Source organism: Streptomyces sp. SUK 48 (assembly GCF_009650765.1).
Classification (GTDB): domain Bacteria; phylum Actinomycetota; class Actinomycetes; order Streptomycetales; family Streptomycetaceae; genus Streptomyces.
Genome location: NZ_CP045740.1, coordinates 6772045 through 6790377, shown reverse-complemented (window position 1 = coordinate 6790377; position 18333 = coordinate 6772045). Strand labels below are relative to the sequence as shown.

Sequence of the window (18333 nt, the reverse complement as noted above, 5' to 3'; positions counted from 1 at the left end):
ACCGACAGGTCTCGCTAGGATTTCCCGATCATGGACGTGATGACGGGGAACGAGATGATCGCCATCCCGCCGGGGCAGGTGACGCTGTCGGACCGGCGGACACAGCGCAGTTGGTCGGTCGAGCTGGCGCCCTACCAGCTCGCGGCATCCCCGGTCACCCAGGCGCTGTACGCGCAGATCACCGGCCGGCGGCCGGGTGCCGGCCCTGAGGACCGACTGCCCGTCGCGTGCGTCTCCTGGTGGGACGCGGCGCGGTTCTGCAACGCCCTGTCCCGGCGCGCCGGCCTCACCCCCGCGTACCACTTCCGCGCCGAGGCCGAAGACATCGCATGGGACGCGTCCGCCGACGGGTATCGGCTGCCGACCGAAGCCGAGTGGGAGCACGCCTGCCGCGCCGGCACGACCGGGCCGCGCTACGGGGAGCTCGACGAGATCGGCTGGTACCGCGGTAACTCGCACGAGCGCGTCCACGACGTGGGCGGCAAACACCCCAACCCGTGGGGGCTCTACGACATGCTCGGCAACGTCTGGGACTGGTGCTGGGACGTCTACGACGCCGAGGTGTACGGCACCTACCGGGTGCTCCGCGGCGGTGGCTGGTTCGATGAGCACTGGAGTTGCCGGGCCTCCGCGCGGCGCCGCAGCCACCCGACTTTCCAGGTCGACGACGTGGGATTCCGCGTCGCGCGTTCCGTCGTGAGCTGATCCACGTCACCTGCCGCGACGGCCGCACGAGGCGAGCGCGGCCGTCGTGGTCGACACCCGTGCCGAGTGGTCCCGGGACCTGGCCGACCCGGAGGGGGGAACGGCGCCGCGCCACAACGATGTGTGCCCGAAGAACGTCGTCTTCCGCGACGGTCGTGCCGCGGCCCTGATCGATTTCGACTTCGCGGCCCCGGGCGCGCCCTCTGGGACCTCGCCACGACCGCCCGCTACCGGGTGCCAGGCGCCCATGCTCGATCCCGGGTCCGCGTCCGCGCTCCGTTCCGCCGGGCCGGACGCGGCCGCACGGCTGCGGACCCTAGCCGACGGCTAGGGCCTCCCCGCAGGGGACCGCGCCGCGCTGCCCGGCGTCATCGAGCAGGCCACGGAGGTCTGCCGGGCCTTCGTCGCCCGCCGCGCGGCCGGCCAGGACCCCGTCCTTCTCCGGGCGTTGGCCGAGGGCGGCGGGTGGGAGCGCCGGGACCGCGTGCAGACCTGGCTGGCGGACCAGCGCCGGACGTTCACGGCCGCCCTGCTGGACCGACCGGCGCGAACAGGCCGCGGATTCCGTCGTCCGCGCGGTGCGTATCGCCGAAATCCGCTCGAATCTCCCCGGTGTCGGGCATGCTGAGTCCGCAGAACAAAAGGGACTTCCAGGGAGTGGTCATGTCATACATCCCCACGGATCTGCGGTTCGCCGAGTCGCACGAATGGGCTCGGCCGGAGGCGGACGGCACGGTCACGGCCGGGCTCAGCGATCACGCCCAGCGTGCGCTCGGCGATGTGGTGTTCGTGGAGCTGCCGGGGGTCGGCAAGATCTTCGCGGCCGGCGACGCCATCGGGGTCATCGAGTCGGTGAAGGCCGCGTCGGACATCTACGCGCCGGTCGGCGGCGAAGTGATCGCCGTGAACGAGGAGCTGGCCGAGAGCCCGGAGCTCATCAACGAGGAGCCGTACGACGCCTGGTTCTTCAAGCTCAAGCCGTCGAACAAGTCCGAGCTGGACAAGCTCCTCGACGCCGCCGGCTACAAGGCGGCCATCGGCGAGTGACGGCGCCCCGGGCGCCCCGCCGGTCACGCACCGGGCACCGCGGGGACCCGAAAAGCGGGCCAGGACTCCCGGATTGGCCTTGGTACGGGGAGTCGCGGAGCCGCTAGCTTCGGCGCATGCGGATTCGAATCGTGGACGCCTTCACCGACCGGCCCTTCGCGGGCAACCCCGCCGGCGTGCTCCTCCTGGACGGCGACGACTTCCCGGCCGACGACTGGATGCAGAACGTCGCCATGGAGGTCCATCACGCCGAGACGGCCTTCGCGCACCGGCTGCCCGCGGGCGGTGACGCGGACTGGGCGCTGCGCTGGTTCACGCCCGTCACCGAGGTGGCCATGTGCGGGCACGCCACGCTGGCCACGGCCCATGTGCTGCACACGACCGGTGCGCACGAGGGACCCGTGCGGTTCGCCACCCGCAGCGGGGTGCTCGTCGCCACGCCCGCCGGGGACGGCGCGCTCACCCTCGACTTCCCGACCGCGCCGCTCACCCCGGTCGCCGTGCCGGACGGTGTCGCCGAGGCGCTGGGCGCGGAGCCGGTCGCCGTCTTCGACACCGGGGCGGCCGTCGGCGACCTGCTGGTGGAGCTGGCCGACGAGAAGACCGTCCGCGGACTCACCCCGGACCACAAGGCGCTCGCCGCGTACTCCGCGCGCGGCATCATCGCGACCGCCCGCGCCGACGACCCCTCCCGGGGCTACGACTACCTCTCCCGCTGCTTCTTCCCGAACGTCGGCATCGACGAGGACCCCGTCACCGGCAGCGCCCACACCGCGCTCGCCCCGCACTGGTCCGCCCGCCTCGGCCAGGCCGACCTCATCGGCCTCCAGGCGTCCCCCCGCACCGGGCTGGTGCGCACCGGACTGCGCGGCGAACGCACCCTGCTCACCGGCCGCGCGGTCACCGTCATCGAGGGCGAGCTGCTCGCCTGACCCGCGCCGGGCGCTCGGCTCAGGCCGTCGGCAGCCAGCCCACCTTGCCCGCGAGGAGCGCGTAACCGACGAACGCGCCGATGTCGAGCAGCGAGTGGGCGACGACCAGCGGGCCGACCCGGCCCCAGCGGCGGTAGAGCCAGACGAACACCACGCCCATGGCCATGTTGCCGAGGAAGCCGCCGATGCCCTGGTAGAGGTGGTACGAGCCGCGCAGGACCGCGCTGGCCACCAGCACGGTCCCCGGCGCCCAGCCCAACTGGCCCAGCCTGCGCAGCAGATAGCCGACGACGATGACCTCTTCGAGGACCGCGTTCTGCACGGCGGACAGGATCAGCACCGGGTACTTCCACCACACACCGGGCAGCGCCTCGGGCACCACGGTGAGGTTGAAGCCGAGGCCCCGCGCGGCCAGGTAGAAGGCGATGCCGGTGCTGCCGATCACCGCCGCGACCGCCGCGCCCCGGCCGAGGTCGGGCCAGGGCCGGGTGCGGTCGAAGCCGAGGGTGCGCAGGCTCCTGCCCTCGCGGAGCAGGAAGTGGGCGACCAGGGCGACGGGGACCAGCGCGGTGGCGATGCCGAACAGCTGCCAGGCGAGGTCCAGCCAGGGGCGGCCCGGGGCGGCCGAGGCGTTGAGGGTGGCCGCCTGGTCCTTCAGGCCGCCCGGCTTGGTCACCGAGCCGATGAAACTGATCAGCGCGGAGACCCCGCTCGCGCCCAGCGACAGCGCGAGCACGAGGATCGTCTCGTCGCGCAGGATCCGCCGCGTCCGCCGCTCCAGCCCGTCGCCCAGCTCGTCCCCCAACCCGGCCGCCACCTTCACCCCTGCCTCCCACACCTCACGAGCCGACTCCGGCATTGCCCGCAAGGATCGCAGAAGCACCTGGGAGAACCGCGCACCGGGCCACCGGGCCCGACGCGCGGCACCACCGCCGGCCGTCCGTCCGCCGCGAGGCGGCCGCTCACCCCGTCGGCACCGGCTCCGGCAGCCCCACCGGCCACATGTGCACCGGTTCCCCCCCATGCATCAGCTCGGCGTACCGCCGTGTCGTCGCGGCCAGCGCGGCCTCCCGGGACAGGCCCCCCTCCAGCGCGCGGTGGAAGGTCGCGGCCTGCCAGGAGGCGCCGTTGACCCGGCGCCGGCAGCGCTCCTCGATGACACCGAGGTAGAGATCGCGGTCGGCCGCCTCGACGCCCCACGCGTCCAGTCCCGCCGCGGCCAGCGGCAGCAGCTCGTCGCGGACCAGGGTGACCGCGTCGACCTCGCCCGTGCCGCCGTACCGCCCGCGCCGGGGCCAGACGAAGCGGGCGTCGATGCCGTGGCGGCACGCCGCGTCGAAGTTGGCCTCCGCGGCGGCGAACGGCAGCCGGGTCCACACCGGCCGGGGCTCCTCGGCGAGGGCGCGCACGAGGCCGTAGTAGAAGGCCGCGTTGGCGATGACATCGGTGATGGTCGGTCCGGCGGGCAGCACCCGGTTCTCCACCCGCAGATGCGGTACGCCGTCCGCGATGCCGTACACCGGCCGGTTCCAGCGGTAGATCGTGCCGTTGTGCAGCACCAGTTCGGCGAGTTTCGGGGTGCCGCCCGCGGCGATGACCTCCAGCGGCTCCTCCTCGTCGCAGATCGGCAGCAGGGCCGGGAAGTAGCGCAAGTTCTCCTCGAACAGCTCGTACGCCGAGGACACCCACCGCTCGCCGAACCAGGTCCGCGGCCGTACGCCCTGCGCCTGGAGTTCGGGCGGCCGGGTGTCGGTGGACTGTAGGAACAGCGGTGGCCGCGACTCCCGCCACAGCTCGTGGCCGAACAGGAACGGCGAGTTCGCGCCCACGGCGATCTGGGCAGCGCTCGCCGCCTGCGCCGCGTTCCACACGTCCGCGAACCGTCCCGGCGTCACCTGGAGGTGCAGCTGTACGGAGGTGCAGGCGGCCTCCGGGACGATGGACTTGGCGGTGCAGACCAGATGCTCCACGCCCTCGATGTCGAGCCGGAAGTCCTCCCCGCGGGCGGCCACGATCTGGTCGTTGAGCAGGGTGTAGCGGTCGACCTCGGAGAGGTTGGAGGAGACCAGGTCGTCCCGGCCGAGCGTGGGCAGGATGCCGGTCATCACGATGCCCGCGTCCACCTCCGCGGCCTTGCGGTCGGCATAGGCGAGCGAGGTCCGCAGCTCCTCGGCGAGGCGGTCGAAGACACGGCCGCCGAGCCGGTGCGGGGCGATGTTCACCTCCAGGTTGAACATCGCGAGTTCCGTCTGGAAGTCACGGCTCGCGATGCGTTCGAGCACTTGGCCGTTCAACATTTTCGGCATGCCGTCAGGACCGGCGAGATTCAATTCGATCTCGACGCCCATGAGGTTCCTGGGGCGGTCGAATCGCTTCTCGACCAGCAGCCGCTCCAGCCCCGTCAAGCACTTCTGGAGCTTTTCGCGATAGCGCTGGCGATCGGACAGGTCGAACTGCCCTGCCACGACCTTCTCCCCCATCGAATGTCCCTCCTCGGATGGGCGGGCCGGTGCTCCGGCCGCCCGGGGCTCCCGGTTCAGGTGGAGTAATGCCCAGTGAAAGCGATCGATAACGTCCCGCGCCACCCGGACGCCCGCTACGCTGTCGGAATGTTCCCTGCGGCACATTCACGGGGCATGTCGCGAGCGCATCTTCGGGTGCCCCGAACGCCTCGTGAAAAACGCCGATGACTTTCGGCCGTCCGCGAACGGAGCGTAGGGCGAGGTCAACGCCGCGTGACCACCCGTAAATCGGGAGGATTTCCGCGAATCAGCGGCCTATTCACGTCTTGTGGCGCCTGCCGCAAAGGGATAGATGAAACACCGCCTGAACACACGTCGTATAAACTTCGTCCACAAGGCGGGAGGGTGCGCCCTCGGTCCTGGTCCTGCCGCATTCCTGCCGCTCCGGTTGACGGGCGGCGGAGCGCGCCACACCCTCGTTCTTCACCGACCGGCCCCCACCTTTCCGGCCTTCCGTGAGCAGACAGCGCCGTCCGCCCCACCTTCCTCGCGCCCCGCGCCTGTCACATGAGAGGCGACCCACCATGCCGCTTCACGTTGCCCCTGCCCCCGCGCCCGCCCTGCGCTCCGTCCTCACCGCCTTGAGCTCGCCGACCGCGGTCCGTGAGGCCCGCACCCCCTCCCTGCGCGCCGCGCAGGGCCCAGCGACACCCGAACTCCCCTTGCCCGTCCATGTGTTGGACCGGATAACACCGCAGGGCCTGTCCGCCACCCGGCTGGCGGGCTGGCGCTTCTTGATCCGCTGCGGCGACCGGGCGGTGGCCGCGGCGGAGACCATGCTCACCCCCGACGGCTGGGCCTTCTCGCACTTCTTCGAGGGCCCGTACGTCACCTCCACCGAGCTGGCCCTGAAGCAGGCGGAGTCACTCCAACACCCTTATCAGCCAAGACTGTTGTCGGTTCCCGGTCTCTACATGCTCACCCTGTGGCTGCACGGCGACACCGCGGCCGACGGCGCGGCGGGGCACCCGGCCGCCACCGATCTGCTGGTGCCGCTCGCCCCGGCACCGCCCGGCATCGCGGCCTACCGTCCGCACCGGGTCGCCGATCTGCTCCCGGTGCTGACCCTGCGGGCCACCCGGCACCCGCTGCTCGGCTCACCGGCGGCCTGACACCGGGGCCCCGGACGGACTAGTCCGCCTCGGCCAGGCCGAACCACCCGAATTGACGGGGTAGTTGAGCTGAACCGTCCGCCCGGGTGACGCGTCCTCAACCTGTGGGAAGCGGTGCCTCGAAATGCCTGCGGAACGACTCCCGTGGGGCAAGACTGGGTTCCGAACGACTGCATGACGGGGGACGCCATGACCACCACAGAGCGAGAGATCCCATTCATGTGCCAGCACCAGCCACCGTGCCCGCCAGCCGAGTCCGCCGACCGGGAGTCCGCCCGTCTCGTGGCGCACCACCCGGAACAGGGATGGAGCCTGCTGTGCAACGGTGTCCTGTTCTTCGAGGACACCGGTGAGCTGCTGCCCGACGGTCGCGTCATCGCCCCGCACCGCCCGCTCGGCACGGACGAGGTGATGACCGCCGCCTGACCAGGGCGGCGCCGCGAGGACGGCGAGGACCCGAGGGGCCGGCCGCACCCACCCGGTGCGCGACCGGCCCCGACGTGTCCCCGGCCGGTGGTGTCTCCGCCCGGCCGTCTCCCCGGCTGGTCGTATCCCCGCCGCGGGGGTGGGATGGAAGGAGACGGCGCGGGACACCGGTGAGGAACGGTGAGTCATGTCCGGTGACGACGCCTCGGCGGTCGGACGTGTGGTGGTCGGGGTGAGCGGCTCCCTGGGCAGCGTCACGGCGCTGCGCCGGGCCGGGGCCCTCGCCCGGCGGCTGGGGGCCGAGCTGTGGCCGGTGCTGGCCTGGGAGCCGCCGGGCGGCGATCCGGCCACCCGTCGCTCACCCGCCGCGGCCGTACCCGACGAGGAGTGGCAGCGACTGGCCGGGGGCCGGCTGATCGCGGTGCTGGAGGAGATCTTCGGCGACCGGGGCCCGGGGTGCCGATCCACGCCCTGGTGGTGCGCGGCGCCCCCGGCCGGGCACTGGTGGCGATCGCGGACCGCGAGGACGATCTGCTGGTCGTGGGCGCGGGCCGGCGCGGCCTCCAGCGCGCCTTCTCCGGCCGGGTGCGCCGGCACTGCCTCGCCCACGCCGGCTGCCCGGTGCTCGCCGTACCGCCGTCCCCGCTGGAGTCGCAGCTGGCCGCGGTCCACCGGCGCAACGCCTGGCACCTGCCCATGGACACCCGGGGGCTGTGAGCGCCCCGGCCCGCGCGCGAGCCCCGCGAACCGGGCCCGCCGAGGCCCCCTCCCAGGCCCCGCAGAGGCCCGCCGAGGTCCCGCCGGGTGGCGCGCGCCGTCGTAGGAGACCCGTCAAGAATCCGGCCCCGCACATCAGAGCGCCGTCAAGGCATTGTGCCGTTCCTCCTCCGACTGTCTAACGTCGAGGTCATGGAGCACAGCGACGACACACGGGCCCGGGTGACGAGCCCGCAGCCTCCGCCCACCGCCACCACCGTCGCCCACGACCACGAGTGGGCCGGCGAGGTGCGCACCGCCGTGCGCTGCGCCGCCGCCCTGCTCGCCCTGCTGCTCTGCATCGACGGCGCGGCCGGCTCCCTCACCTGGTGGCGGGGCCTGCTCTGGGCCGCCCTGGCCCTGCTGCTGCTCCTCGTCCTGTACCCGGCCAAGGTGTCGGCCGGTGACGGCTGGCTGGCCAGCAGGCGGCTGCTGCGCACCCGCCGGGTCCACACCGATCTGCTGGTCGCGGTCCGCCCGCTGGACGGCGTCAACCAGCGGCTGGTGCTGCGCGACCTCCTGGGGAACCGGGTGGAGATCGACCCGGAGGTGCTGGTTCGCAACCCCGCCCTGTGGCACCGGCTCGACGACGGTGCCCGCCACTCCCTGGCCGGCGGCACCCTGCGCTGTGGCACCGCCGCCCTCGGCCGGCTCGCCAGCCGGCTGGACCGGGAGACGGCCCTCGCGGTCTTCCGGGCGTCCGGACTCGAGTGACCGTGCCCCGGACGATCCCCGCGCGCGATGACCCTCGGTGGCCACTGCTTCCCGGGAGGTGCCCCGCGCCACTCGTTCGGCCCAGCTCCCGGTGACCCGCTCCTGCCTCGGCTTCTTGATGCGCTCCTGATGGCACCGCGCCATTCTTAACGCAAGATTGACGCCCTCCCGCCCCTGATCCGGAGGCCCAGGCGTCACGCTCTGCATACGCTGGTGCCGCCGTCCGTGTGATGGCCGAAAAGAGCTGAGCCCCACATCAGGAGCGCCCCGATGGCCACGACCGAACACCCTCCCAGTACCGGTCGCCTGCGCGCCTGGATGCTGGAGGGCCTGTCCGACATGGGCAAGAGCGGCGGCCACACCGGGCCGCACGCCCAGCCGGAGCCCCCGCACAAGGGGCAGCGCTGGTGGCGGGTCATGTGCCTGACGGGTGTCGACTACTTCTCCACCCTCGGCTACCAGCCGGGCATCGCGGCGCTCGCGGCCGGCCTGGTCTCCCCCATCGCGACCATCGTGCTGGTGCTCGTCACCCTGGCGGGCGCGCTGCCGGTCTACCGGCGGGTGGCCGAGGAGAGCCCGCACGGCGAGGGCTCCATCGCCATGCTGGAGCGGCTGCTGTCCTTCTGGCAGGGCAAGCTGTTCGTGCTGACCCTGCTGGGGTTCGCGGCCACCGACTTCCTGATCACCATCACGCTGTCCGCCGCGGACGCCTCCACCCACCTGGTGGAGAACCCGCATCTGACGCACGCCCTCCAGGGCAAGCAGATGCTGATCACGCTGCTGCTGGTGGCGCTGCTCGGCGCGGTGTTCCTCAAGGGCTTCCTGGAGGCGATCGGGGTCGCGTTCGCCCTGGTGGGCGTCTATCTGGCGCTCAACCTGGTCGTGGTGGCCGTCGGCCTGTACCACGTGATCACCGCCGAGCACGTGATCACCGACTGGACCAACGCGCTGACCGTGCAGCACGGGAACATCTTCGTGATGATCGGCGTGGCCCTGATCGTCTTCCCGAAACTCGCCCTCGGTCTGTCCGGATTCGAGACCGGCGTCGCCGTCATGCCGCACGTCAAGGGCGACGCCGGCGACACCGAGGAGCACCCCACCGGCCGGATCCGGGACACCAAGAAGCTGCTGACGACGGCCGCCGTCATCATGAGCTGCTTCCTGATCACCAGTAGCTTCATCACCACCCTGCTGATCCCGGAGCAGGACTTCAAGCCGGGCGGCCCGGCCAACGGCCGTGCCCTCGCCTATCTCGCGCACCAGTACCTCGGCGGCGCCTTCGGCACGGTCTACGACGTCTCGACCATCGCCATCCTGTGGTTCGCCGGCGCGTCCGCCATGGCGGGCCTGCTCAACCTGATGCCGCGCTATCTGCCCCGGTACGGCATGGCCCCGCACTGGGCGCGCGCGGTGCGCCCGATGGTCATCGTCTTCACGCTGGTCGCCTTCCTGGTGACCTGGATCTTCGACGCCAACGTGGACAAGCAGGGCGGCGCCTACGCCACCGGTGTGCTGGTGCTGATCAGCTCCGCGGCGATCGCGGTGACCATCGCCGCGCGCAAGGCGGGGCAGCGCCACTGGACCATCGGCTTCGCCGTGATCTCGGTGGTGTTCCTGTACACCACGGTCGTCAATGTCATCGAGCGTCCCGACGGTGTGAAGATCGGTGCCTGCTTCATCGTCGGCATCATCCTGGTCTCGCTGCTGTCCCGGCTGGCCCGCGCCTTCGAGCTGCGCGTGACCAGCGTGACGCTCGATCCGCTGGCGGAACGATTCATCAGGGACATGGCCAGCCGCAAGATGCGGTTCATCGCCAACGAGCCCGGCCACCGGGACAAGGCCGAGTACCGCGACAAGATCGAGCAGATCCGCGCCGACAACGACATGCCGGAGCAGGAGGACTTCGTCTTCGTCGAGGTCACGGTCACCGACCCGTCCGAGTTCGAGGCGGGCCTGACCGTGCGCGGCGAGGTCCTGCACGGGCGCTACCGGGTGCTGACGCTGGAGTCGGCGTCCATCCCCAATGCCCTGGCCGCGCTGCTGCTGCACGTCCGCGACGTCACCGGCTGCACCCCGCACATCTACTTCGAGTGGACCGAGGGCAGCCCGTTCGCCAACTTCCTGCGCTTCTTCCTGTTCGGGCAGGGCGAGGTCGCGCCGGTCACCCGCGAGGTGCTGCGCGAGGCGGAGCCCGACCGGGACCGCAGGCCGCGGGTGCACACGGGCTGAGCGGCGCCCTATCGTTCTCGGCATGCAGTCCTACACGATCGGCCAGGCGGCGCGGCTGCTCGGCGTCAGCCCGGACACCGCCCGCCGCTGGGCCGACGCGGGCCGGGTGGCCACCCATCGCGACGAGGCGGGGCGGCGGCTGATCGACGGCCGTGATCTCGCCGCGTTCTCCGTCGAGCTGGCCAAGGGCGGCAGCGGCGAGGAGGAGAGCTCCTACACCTCCGTGCGCAACGCCTTCCCGGGCATCGTCACCGCCATCAAGCTCGGCGACGTGGCCGCCCAGGTGGAGATCCAGGCGGGCCCGCACCGGCTGGTGTCCCTGCTGACCCGCGAGGCCGTCGAGGAACTCGGCCTGGAGGTCGGGGTGGAGGCCACGGCCCGGGTGAAGTCGACAAACGTCCATATCGACCGCGTCTGACCGCGCTGCCCGGCTGAATCGACCTGACCGGCTGAACCACCCTGACCGGCCGACCGGCCCCGCCCTCCCCCGCCCCTCAGGGCACCGCCGCCACCTCCACCGGCGCACACCGATAGCTCCCGTCCACCCGGATCGCCGTGATCTGGCTGATGTGCCGGGCCCCGCAGCGGTCCTGGGGCAGCACCAGCTGGGGGCCGGCCGCGTCCAGCGGGGTGTCGTCGATGCTCACGCCCAGCAGGACGGGCGCGTCGGCGAAGTCCGGGTCGATCTCGGCCCAGGACAGCAGCGCGTGGTGACCGTCGGTGCCGGTGACGGCGATCAGGAAACGCAGCCGGTCCTTGCGGCGGACCGGGTCGAAACCGGGCCCCGCGTCGGCGAGGACGTCGTACAGCCGCGGTCCCGTGAAGCGGTGGTGCTGGGTGCCGCTGGTCGCGCACTCGAAGCTGACGGCCACCCGGTGCTGGGGCCAGCGCAGCAGGTCCGGCACGGTCAGCCGGGAAGGGCGTACGAGATCTCCGCTCAGGGCGAGTCGGGCGAGCGTCACCTGCGACCACCTCCGGCAGGAACGGTACCCGCGGCGGAGCACCGTACAAACGCACATGCCAGCCACACCGCGCAGGATCGCAGCTCATGCGATGCGACAAGGGACGTACAGGTGGCAGATGCGGCAGTATCATCGCGGCACGGCAGGTTCGTACAACCGTGCCAGGGCGCGACAGTCGTTCCGCACAACACGAGGAGCAGAACCGTGATGACCCCTTCCGTGCGCCGGACCCGGCGGATGTTCGAGCTGGCCGGCGCGGGAGCCGCCGCCCTGTTGACCCTCAGCGCCTGCTCGTCGTCCTCCGGGTCCTCGAACACGGCGTCGGACACGTCGGGTTCCGCCTCTCCCAAGCTGTCCGGCACGGTCACCGTGTTCGCCGCCGCCTCGCTCCAGGAGAGCTTCACCGCCCTCGGCAAGGAGTTCGAGAAGCAGCACCCGGGCACCAAGGTCACCTTCAGCTTCGGCGGCAGCGACACCCTCGCCGCGAGCATCACCGGTGGCGCCCCGGCCGATGTCTTCGCCGCCGCCAGCCCCAAGACCATGGCCACCGTGACCGACGCCAAGGACGCGTCCGGCGCCCCGGTCACCTTCGTCCGCAACCAGCTGGAGATCGCCACCCTGCCCGGCAACCCCGGCAAGGTCGCGTCCCTGAAGGACCTCACCAAGCCCGGTCTGAAGGTCGTCCTGTGCGACAAGACCGTGCCCTGCGGTGCCGCCGCGCAGAAGGCCCTCACCGCCAGCCACCTCAAGCTCACCCCGGTCTCCTACGAGCAGGACGTCAAGAGCGCCCTGAACAAGGTCGAGCTGAAGGAGGCCGACGCGGCGGTGGTCTACAAGACCGATGTGCACGCCGCGGGTGACAAGGTGGAGGGCGTGGAGTTCCCCGAGTCCGCCAAGGCCATCAACAACTACCCGATCGCCCTGCTGAAGAACGCCAGGAACACCGCGACCGCCAAGGCGTTCATCGCCCTCGTGCAGTCCGCCGAGGGCCAGAAGGTGCTGAGCGAGGCCGGGTTCCTCAAGCCGTGACCTCACCCGATGAGCCCGGCGCCGCGACCGGTCCCCGCACGGACCGGCCGCGGCGCCGCCGTGCCGATGCGGGCAGGGGTACGACGCCCCGCCGCATCCGCGCGGCCGGCCGCCGCGGTGTGCCCCTGCCCCTCCTCCTGCCCGGCGTCCTGGCCCTCGCCTTCCTCCTGCTGCCGCTGCTCGCGCTGCTCGTCCGCGCTCCCTGGCGGAGCCTGCCGAACCAGCTGACCAGCACCGAGGTGTGGCAGGCGCTCCAGCTGTCGCTGGTCAGCGCCACCCTGGCGACCGCCGTCAGCCTGGTCCTCGGTGTGCCGCTGGCCTGGCTGCTCGCGCGCACGGACTTCCCCGGGCGCGGTCTGGTGCGCGCCCTGGTGACCCTGCCGCTGGTGCTGCCGCCGGTCGTCGGCGGTGTGGCCCTGCTGCTCGCGCTGGGCCGCAACGGGGTCATCGGCAAGTGGCTCGACGCCTGGTTCGGGGTCACGCTGCCGTTCACCACCACCGCGGTGGTGCTCGCGGAGGCGTTCGTCGCGATGCCGTTCCTGGTCATCAGCGTGGAGGGCACCCTGCGCGCCGCCGACCCGCGTTTCGAGGAGGCGGCCACCACGCTCGGCGCCTCCCGCTTCACCGCGTTCCGCCGGGTCACGCTGCCGCTGATCGCGCCCGGTGTCGCGGCGGGCGCCGTACTGGCCTGGGCGCGGGCGCTCGGCGAGTTCGGCGCGACGATCACCTTCGCGGGCAACTTCCCCGGCCGCACCCAGACCATGCCGCTCGCGGTCTACCTCGCCCTCCAGAACGACCCCGAGGCCGCGATCTCGCTGAGCCTGGTCCTGCTGGCCGTCTCCATCGCGGTGCTGGCGGGGCTGCGCGACCGATGGCTGACGGGGGTGTGAGATGACGGCCGGACGGCGGACCACGCCCCCCGAGCGCACCCCACCCACCGAGCAGCCACGGCCGAAGGATTCCCGACGCATGACCGACGCCCCGGACCCCGGCGCCCAGGGCCCCGGCTCCCAGGCCCTCGATGCCCAGGCCCCAAAGCCCGCGGACCGGCCGGGGCTCGACGCCCGGCTCGTCGTGGACCGGGGCGGCTTCCGGCTCGACGTGGCCCTGACGGCGGCGCCCGGCGACGTGGTCGCGCTGCTGGGCCCCAACGGCGCGGGCAAGACCACCGCGCTGCGCGTCCTCGCCGGTCTGGTGCCGCTCGGCGAGGGCCATCTCCGGCTCGACGGGGCCCCGTTGGAGCGCGTACCGCCGGAGTCCCGCCCGGTCGGCGTCGTCTTCCAGGACTACCTCCTCTTCCCGCATCTGTCCGCGCTGGACAACGTGGCGTTCGGGCCGCGCTGCCAGGGCCTCGGCAAGGCGGAGGCGCGTGCGCTGGCCGCGGCCTGGCTGGAGCGCATGGGGCTGGCCGGGCACGCGGACGTGAAACCGCGCCGGCTGTCCGGCGGCCAGGCCCAGCGCGTGGCCCTCGCCCGCGCGCTGGCCACCCGGCCCCGGCTGCTTCTGCTGGACGAGCCGCTGGCCGCGCTGGACGCCCGTACCCGGCTGGAGGTGCGGGCCCAACTCCGGCGGCATCTGGCCGAGTTCGAGGCGGTCGCGGTCCTCGTCACCCACGATCCGCTGGACGCCATGGTGCTCGCGGACCGGCTGGTGGTGGTGGAACACGGCCGGATCGTCCAGGAGGGCGCCCCCGCGGACATCGCCCGCCGCCCGCGCACGGACTACATCGCCCAGCTCGTCGGCCTGAACCTCTACCGGGGCGAGGCCGCGGGCCACACGGTACGACTGGACGCCGGGCCCTCGATCACCACCACCGAGGAGCTGTCCGGACCGGCCTTCGTGGCCTTCCCGCCGGCGGCCGTGACGCTCTTCCGGGACCGGCCGACCGGGGCCAGTGCCCGTAATCTGTGGCGCTGCGAGGTGGCCGGCCTGGAGACGCACGGCGACCAGATCCGTGTCGATCTCGCCGGTGAGCTGCCGCTCGCCGCGGACCTCACCACGCCGGCCGCCGCCGAACTGGAACTCCAGCCCGGTGCATCGGTCTGGGCGACAGTCAAAGCGACCCAGACCCACGCATACCCCGCCTGAGCCGGTCGGCGCTCTACGGTGGGTGCCCATGACCCTGAGCATCCGCAACCAGCTCCCCGGCAGCGTCACCGCGGTCCACCCGGGCGAGGCCATGGCCACCGTCGAGGTCCGGCTGGAGGGCGGCCAGCACCTCACCGCGGCGATCACCCTGGCGGCCGCCGAGGACCTGGCCCTCGCCCCGGGCACCCCGGTACGCGCGCTGGTGAAGTCGACCGAGGTCGCCGTCGCCACGGCCCGGGTCGAGGGTCTGTCGATCCGCAACCAGCTGCCCGGCACGGTGGTCGGCATGACCACCGGCGCCGTCATGGCGACCGTGCGGATCTCCGTCCCGGGCGGCGAACTGACCGCCGCCATCACCCGGGACGCGGCCGTCCAGCTGGGCCTGTTCGTGGGCTCCGACGTGGTCGCCCTGATCAAGTCGACCGAGGTGGCCCTGGAGACGCCGTAGCCGGTCGCGCCCGCGTCCTCCCGGCGCACGACGGTCGAGGGCCCCGGCCGGATGTCCGGACGGGGCCCTCGGGGTGCGGCTGGGGTGCGGTCAGTCGTCGTACGCGTCCAGCGGCGGGCAGGAGCACACCAGGTTGCGGTCACCGAACGCCTGGTCGATGCGGCGCACCGGCGGCCAGTACTTGTCGGCCACCGAGACCCCGGCCGGGAAGACGGCCTCCTCGCGGCTGTAGGCGTGCGTCCACTCGCCGCCGAGCGCGCCCGCGGTGTGCGGGGCGTTGTACAGCGGGTTGTCCTCGGCGGGCCACGCGCCGGAGCCGACCTTCTCGATCTCCGCGCGGATGGCGATCATCGCGTCGCAGAACCGGTCCAGCTCGATGAGGTCCTCCGACTCGGTCGGCTCGATCATCAGCGTGCCGGCCACCGGGAACGACATGGTCGGGGCGTGGAAGCCGTAGTCGATGAGGCGCTTGGCCACGTCGTCCACGCTCACGCCGGTCGCCTTGGTGAGCGGGCGCAGGTCGATGATGCACTCGTGCGCGACCAGGCCGCCGGGGCCGGTGTAGAGCACCGGGAAGTGCGGCTCCAGGCGCTTGGCGATGTAGTTCGCGGAGAGCACGGCCACCTGGGTGGCCCGCTTGAGACCCTCGCCGCCCATCAGCCGGACGTACGCCCACGAGATCGGCAGGATGCCCGCCGAGCCCCACGGCGCCGCCGAGATGGGGCCGACGCCCGTCTCCGGTCCGGCCGCCGGCTGGAGCGGGTGGTTGGGCAGGTACGGCGCGAGGTGCGAGCGGACCGCGACCGGGCCGACGCCGGGGCCGCCGCCGCCGTGCGGGATGCAGAAGGTCTTGTGCAGGTTCAGGTGCGAGACGTCGCCGCCGAAGTGGCCCGGCTTGGCGAGGCCGACCAGGGCGTTCAGGTTGGCGCCGTCGACGTACACCTGACCGCCGGCCTCGTGCACCCGGGCGCAGATGTCGGCGACGTGCTCCTCGAACACACCGTGCGTGGACGGGTAGGTGATCATCAGCACCGACAGCTGGTCGCGGTGCTGCTCGATCTTGGCCCGCAGGTCCTCGACGTCGATCTCGCCGTCCTCGGACGTCTTGACGACGACGACCTTCATGCCGGCCATCACGGCGCTGGCCGCGTTGGTGCCGTGCGCGGAGGACGGGATGAGGCAGACGGTGCGCTGCTCGTCGCCGTTCGCGCGGTGGTAGCCGCGGACGGCCAGCAGACCGGCCAGCTCGCCCTGGGAGCCGGCGTTCGGCTGGAGGGAGACCTTGTCGTAGCCGGTGACCTCGGCGAGCCGGTCCTCCAGCTCGTGGATGAGCTGGAGGAAGCCTTCGGCCTGCTCGGCCGGCGCGAAGGGGTGCAGCGCGCCGAACTCGGGCCAGGTGATGGGCTCCATCTCGGTGGTCGCGTTGAGCTTCATGGTGCAGGAGCCCAGCGGGATCATGCCGCGGTCGAGCGCGTAGTCGCGGTCGGACAGCCGGCGCAGGTAGCGCAGCATCGCGGTCTCGGAGCGGTGCTCGTGGAAGACCGGGTGGGCGAGGAAGTCGTCGCCGCGCAGCAGCACCTCGGGCAGCGCCTCACCGGCGGCCGCGTCCAGCGCCGGCAGGTCGGCCTCGACGCCGAAGGCGGACCAGACGCTCTCCAGGTGCGCCCGCGTGGTGGTCTCGTCGCAGGCCAGGGAGACGTGGTCGGCGTCGGCCAGGCGCAGGTTGACGCCCTTGTCCCGGGCGGCGGCGACGATCTCGGCGGCCTTGCCGGGCACGCGCGCGGTGACGGTGTCGAAGAAGGCGCCGTGCGTGATCTCGACGCCGCCGGCCTTCAGGCCCTCGGCGAGGAGCGTGGCGTAGCGGTGGGTGCGCCGGGCGATCGTCTTCAGGCCCTCGGGGCCGTGGTAGACGGCGTACATGCCGGCCATGACGGCGAGCAGCACCTGCGCGGTACAGATGTTGCTGGTGGCCTTCTCGCGGCGGATGTGCTGCTCGCGGGTCTGCAGGGCCAGCCGGTACGCCTTGTTGCCGTCGGCGTCGACGGACACGCCGACCAGGCGGCCGGGCAGGCTGCGGGCGAACTTCTCGTGCACCGCCATGTAGCCGGCGTGCGGACCGCCGAAGCCCATCGGGACGCCGAAGCGCTGGGTGGTGCCGATGGCGATGTCGGCGCCCAGCTCGCCCGGGGAGGTCAGCAGGGTGAGGGCGAGGAGGTCGGCGGCGACGGTGACGAGCGCGCCCAGCTCGTGCGCCCGCTCGATCACCGGCTTGAGGTCGCGTACGGCACCGGAGGCGCCGGGGTACTGGACCAGCACGCCGTTGATGTCACGGGCGGCGATGTCGGCCGGGATGCCGTCGCTCAGGTCGGCGACGACGACCTCGACGCCGGTCGGCTCGGCGCGGGTCTGGATGACGGCGATGGTCTGCGGCAGGGCGTCCGCGTCGACCAGGAAGAGGCCCTTCTTGTTCTTGCCCATGCGCCGGGACAGTGCCATGGCCTCGGCGGCGGCCGTGCCCTCGTCCAGGAGGGAGGCGCCGGAGGTGGGCAGACCGGTGAGGTCGGCGACCATGGTCTGGAAGTTCAGCAGGGCCTCCAGGCGGCCCTGGGAGATCTCCGGCTGGTAGGGCGTGTAGGCCGTGTACCAGGCCGGGTTCTCCAGGACGTTGCGCAGGATGACCGGCGGGGTGAAGGTGCCGTGGTAACCGAGGCCGATCATGGAGCCGAGGACCTGGTTGCGGTCGGCCAGCTCGCGCAGCTCGGCCAGCACCTCGGCCTCGGTGCGGGCGCCCGGCAGGTCGAGGGCGTCGGCGTTCTTGATCACATCCGGGACCGCGGCGGCGGTCAGCTCGTCCAGGGAGCCGTAGCCGACCTGGGCGAGCATCTTGGCCCGCGCCTCCTGGTCGGGACCGATGTGGCGCTGTTCGAAGGGGATGCCCGCTTCGAGCTCGGAGAGCGGAATGCGATGGGCGGTCATGGCGGCGGCCTCCTGGTCTGACGACCTTCGAGGGGCACCACGGCGCGGGTGCCCGAACGGCCTCCCCCTCTGTCATCTCAACCTGAGAGCTTCACCAGGCGCCTCGCGGCGCCGGCTTTCACCGTCGGTGAGGGCGGAAGCCGTCGACACCCGCCCTGCTTTCCAGAGTGACCTCGTCCATGCGGTACGTGAGCCTGAGAGATTCCGGGGAGGATTTGCTCCTTCGGCGCCTCCGAGGTGGGTCGGAGGACTCTCCCGCACGGGGTCAGCAGCCGCCATCAGACTACCAGCGAGGTCAACGGCCGGATTCTCAAGTGGCCGCCGCAGTGAATGTGCTCTTTCGTAGTGCTTACGGATGAGTTGCGACCCATTGGAGGGAGAGGGACC

Annotated in this window: 16 protein-coding genes, 2 pseudogenes and 1 riboswitch; of the genes and pseudogenes, 14 read left to right on the top strand and 4 right to left on the bottom strand. The window is 72.2% G+C overall.

The features are described from left to right. The first annotated feature begins 30 nt into the window (after positions 1–30). The 4 genes and pseudogenes from GHR20_RS30125 to GHR20_RS30110 all read left to right on the top strand — a co-directional run bounded on the left by GHR20_RS30125 (position 31) and on the right by GHR20_RS30110 (position 2684). Positions 31–705 (top strand): SUMF1/EgtB/PvdO family nonheme iron enzyme, encoded by a 675-nt coding sequence (locus GHR20_RS30125; protein WP_153814934.1) that lies wholly within the window; start codon positions 31–33, stop codon positions 703–705. 10 nt (positions 706–715) lie between these two features. Next, a pseudogene (locus GHR20_RS30120) lies at positions 716–1243 on the top strand (phosphotransferase); the annotation flags it as partial. Between the two features lie 125 nt (positions 1244–1368). Then, the gene (gene gcvH, locus GHR20_RS30115) at positions 1369–1752 is read left to right on the top strand and encodes a glycine cleavage system protein GcvH (protein ID WP_153814933.1); all 384 of its coding nucleotides are present in this window, start codon (positions 1369–1371) and stop codon (positions 1750–1752) included. Positions 1753–1868: 116 nt separating this feature from the next. Beyond that, a complete protein-coding gene (locus GHR20_RS30110; RefSeq protein ID WP_153814932.1) occupies positions 1869–2684 on the top strand; it encodes a PhzF family phenazine biosynthesis protein in 816 nt (271 codons plus the stop codon). A gap of 19 nt (positions 2685–2703) precedes the next feature. Here GHR20_RS30110 and GHR20_RS30105 read toward each other — a convergent pair whose 3' ends face one another. Further along, entirely contained in the window at positions 2704–3543 is an 840-nt protein-coding gene (locus tag GHR20_RS30105) for a type II CAAX endopeptidase family protein (RefSeq protein WP_237520224.1), read from the bottom strand. Positions 3544–3646: 103 nt separating this feature from the next. Next, the gene (locus GHR20_RS30100; protein WP_111585339.1) at positions 3647–5164 is read right to left on the bottom strand and encodes a glutamate--cysteine ligase; all 1518 of its coding nucleotides are present in this window, start codon (positions 5162–5164) and stop codon (positions 3647–3649) included. Between the two features lie 566 nt (positions 5165–5730). On the opposite strand from GHR20_RS30100, the gene GHR20_RS30095 reads away from it, so the two are divergent. From GHR20_RS30095 to GHR20_RS30070, 6 genes and pseudogenes are all read left to right on the top strand, one after another. Beyond that, positions 5731–6318, top strand: a complete 588-nt coding sequence (locus GHR20_RS30095; RefSeq protein ID WP_111585338.1) for a hypothetical protein — start codon at positions 5731–5733, stop codon at positions 6316–6318. Between the two features lie 219 nt (positions 6319–6537). After that, complete coding sequence (locus GHR20_RS30090; protein WP_111585337.1) at positions 6538–6744, top strand: DUF5999 family protein; 207 nt, start codon at positions 6538–6540, stop codon at positions 6742–6744. A 187-nt stretch (positions 6745–6931) separates the two neighbouring features. Continuing rightward, positions 6932–7461 (top strand): annotated as a pseudogene (locus GHR20_RS30085) (universal stress protein). 192 nt (positions 7462–7653) lie between these two features. Next, positions 7654–8214: a hypothetical protein gene (locus GHR20_RS30080; protein WP_153814931.1), complete on the top strand. Its 561-nt coding sequence runs from the start codon at positions 7654–7656 to the stop codon at positions 8212–8214. A 270-nt stretch (positions 8215–8484) separates the two neighbouring features. Further along, complete coding sequence (locus GHR20_RS30075; protein WP_153814930.1) at positions 8485–10443, top strand: APC family permease; 1959 nt, start codon at positions 8485–8487, stop codon at positions 10441–10443. A 22-nt stretch (positions 10444–10465) separates the two neighbouring features. Then, positions 10466–10861 (top strand): helix-turn-helix transcriptional regulator, encoded by a 396-nt coding sequence (locus GHR20_RS30070; protein WP_111585333.1) that lies wholly within the window; start codon positions 10466–10468, stop codon positions 10859–10861. 76 nt (positions 10862–10937) lie between these two features. Here GHR20_RS30070 and GHR20_RS30065 read toward each other — a convergent pair whose 3' ends face one another. Next, the gene (locus tag GHR20_RS30065; RefSeq protein WP_243878160.1) at positions 10938–11405 is read right to left on the bottom strand and encodes a molybdopterin-dependent oxidoreductase; all 468 of its coding nucleotides are present in this window, start codon (positions 11403–11405) and stop codon (positions 10938–10940) included. Positions 11406–11612: 207 nt separating this feature from the next. On the opposite strand from GHR20_RS30065, the gene modA reads away from it, so the two are divergent. The 4 genes from modA (at position 11613) to GHR20_RS30045 (ending at position 14970) form a co-directional block, all read left to right on the top strand. Then, positions 11613–12434 (top strand): molybdate ABC transporter substrate-binding protein, encoded by an 822-nt coding sequence (gene modA / locus GHR20_RS30060; RefSeq protein WP_153814929.1) that lies wholly within the window; start codon positions 11613–11615, stop codon positions 12432–12434. Continuing rightward, positions 12431–13324 carry a molybdate ABC transporter permease subunit gene (modB, locus tag GHR20_RS30055; RefSeq protein WP_153814928.1) on the top strand — a complete coding sequence of 298 codons (894 nt, stop codon included), beginning with the start codon at positions 12431–12433 and terminating at the stop codon, positions 13322–13324. The genes modA and modB overlap by 4 nt, the downstream gene beginning before the upstream one ends. A gap of 79 nt (positions 13325–13403) precedes the next feature. Next, complete coding sequence (locus tag GHR20_RS30050) at positions 13404–14522, top strand: ABC transporter ATP-binding protein (protein ID WP_153814927.1); 1119 nt, start codon at positions 13404–13406, stop codon at positions 14520–14522. Positions 14523–14550: 28 nt separating this feature from the next. Continuing rightward, the gene (locus tag GHR20_RS30045) at positions 14551–14970 is read left to right on the top strand and encodes a TOBE domain-containing protein (protein WP_153814926.1); all 420 of its coding nucleotides are present in this window, start codon (positions 14551–14553) and stop codon (positions 14968–14970) included. A 90-nt stretch (positions 14971–15060) separates the two neighbouring features. Here GHR20_RS30045 and gcvP read toward each other — a convergent pair whose 3' ends face one another. Beyond that, entirely contained in the window at positions 15061–17946 is a 2886-nt protein-coding gene (gcvP, locus tag GHR20_RS30040; RefSeq protein ID WP_153814925.1) for an aminomethyl-transferring glycine dehydrogenase, read from the bottom strand. A 172-nt stretch (positions 17947–18118) separates the two neighbouring features. Beyond that, positions 18119–18214, bottom strand: a riboswitch (glycine riboswitch). Between the last annotated feature and the right edge of the window lie 119 nt (positions 18215–18333).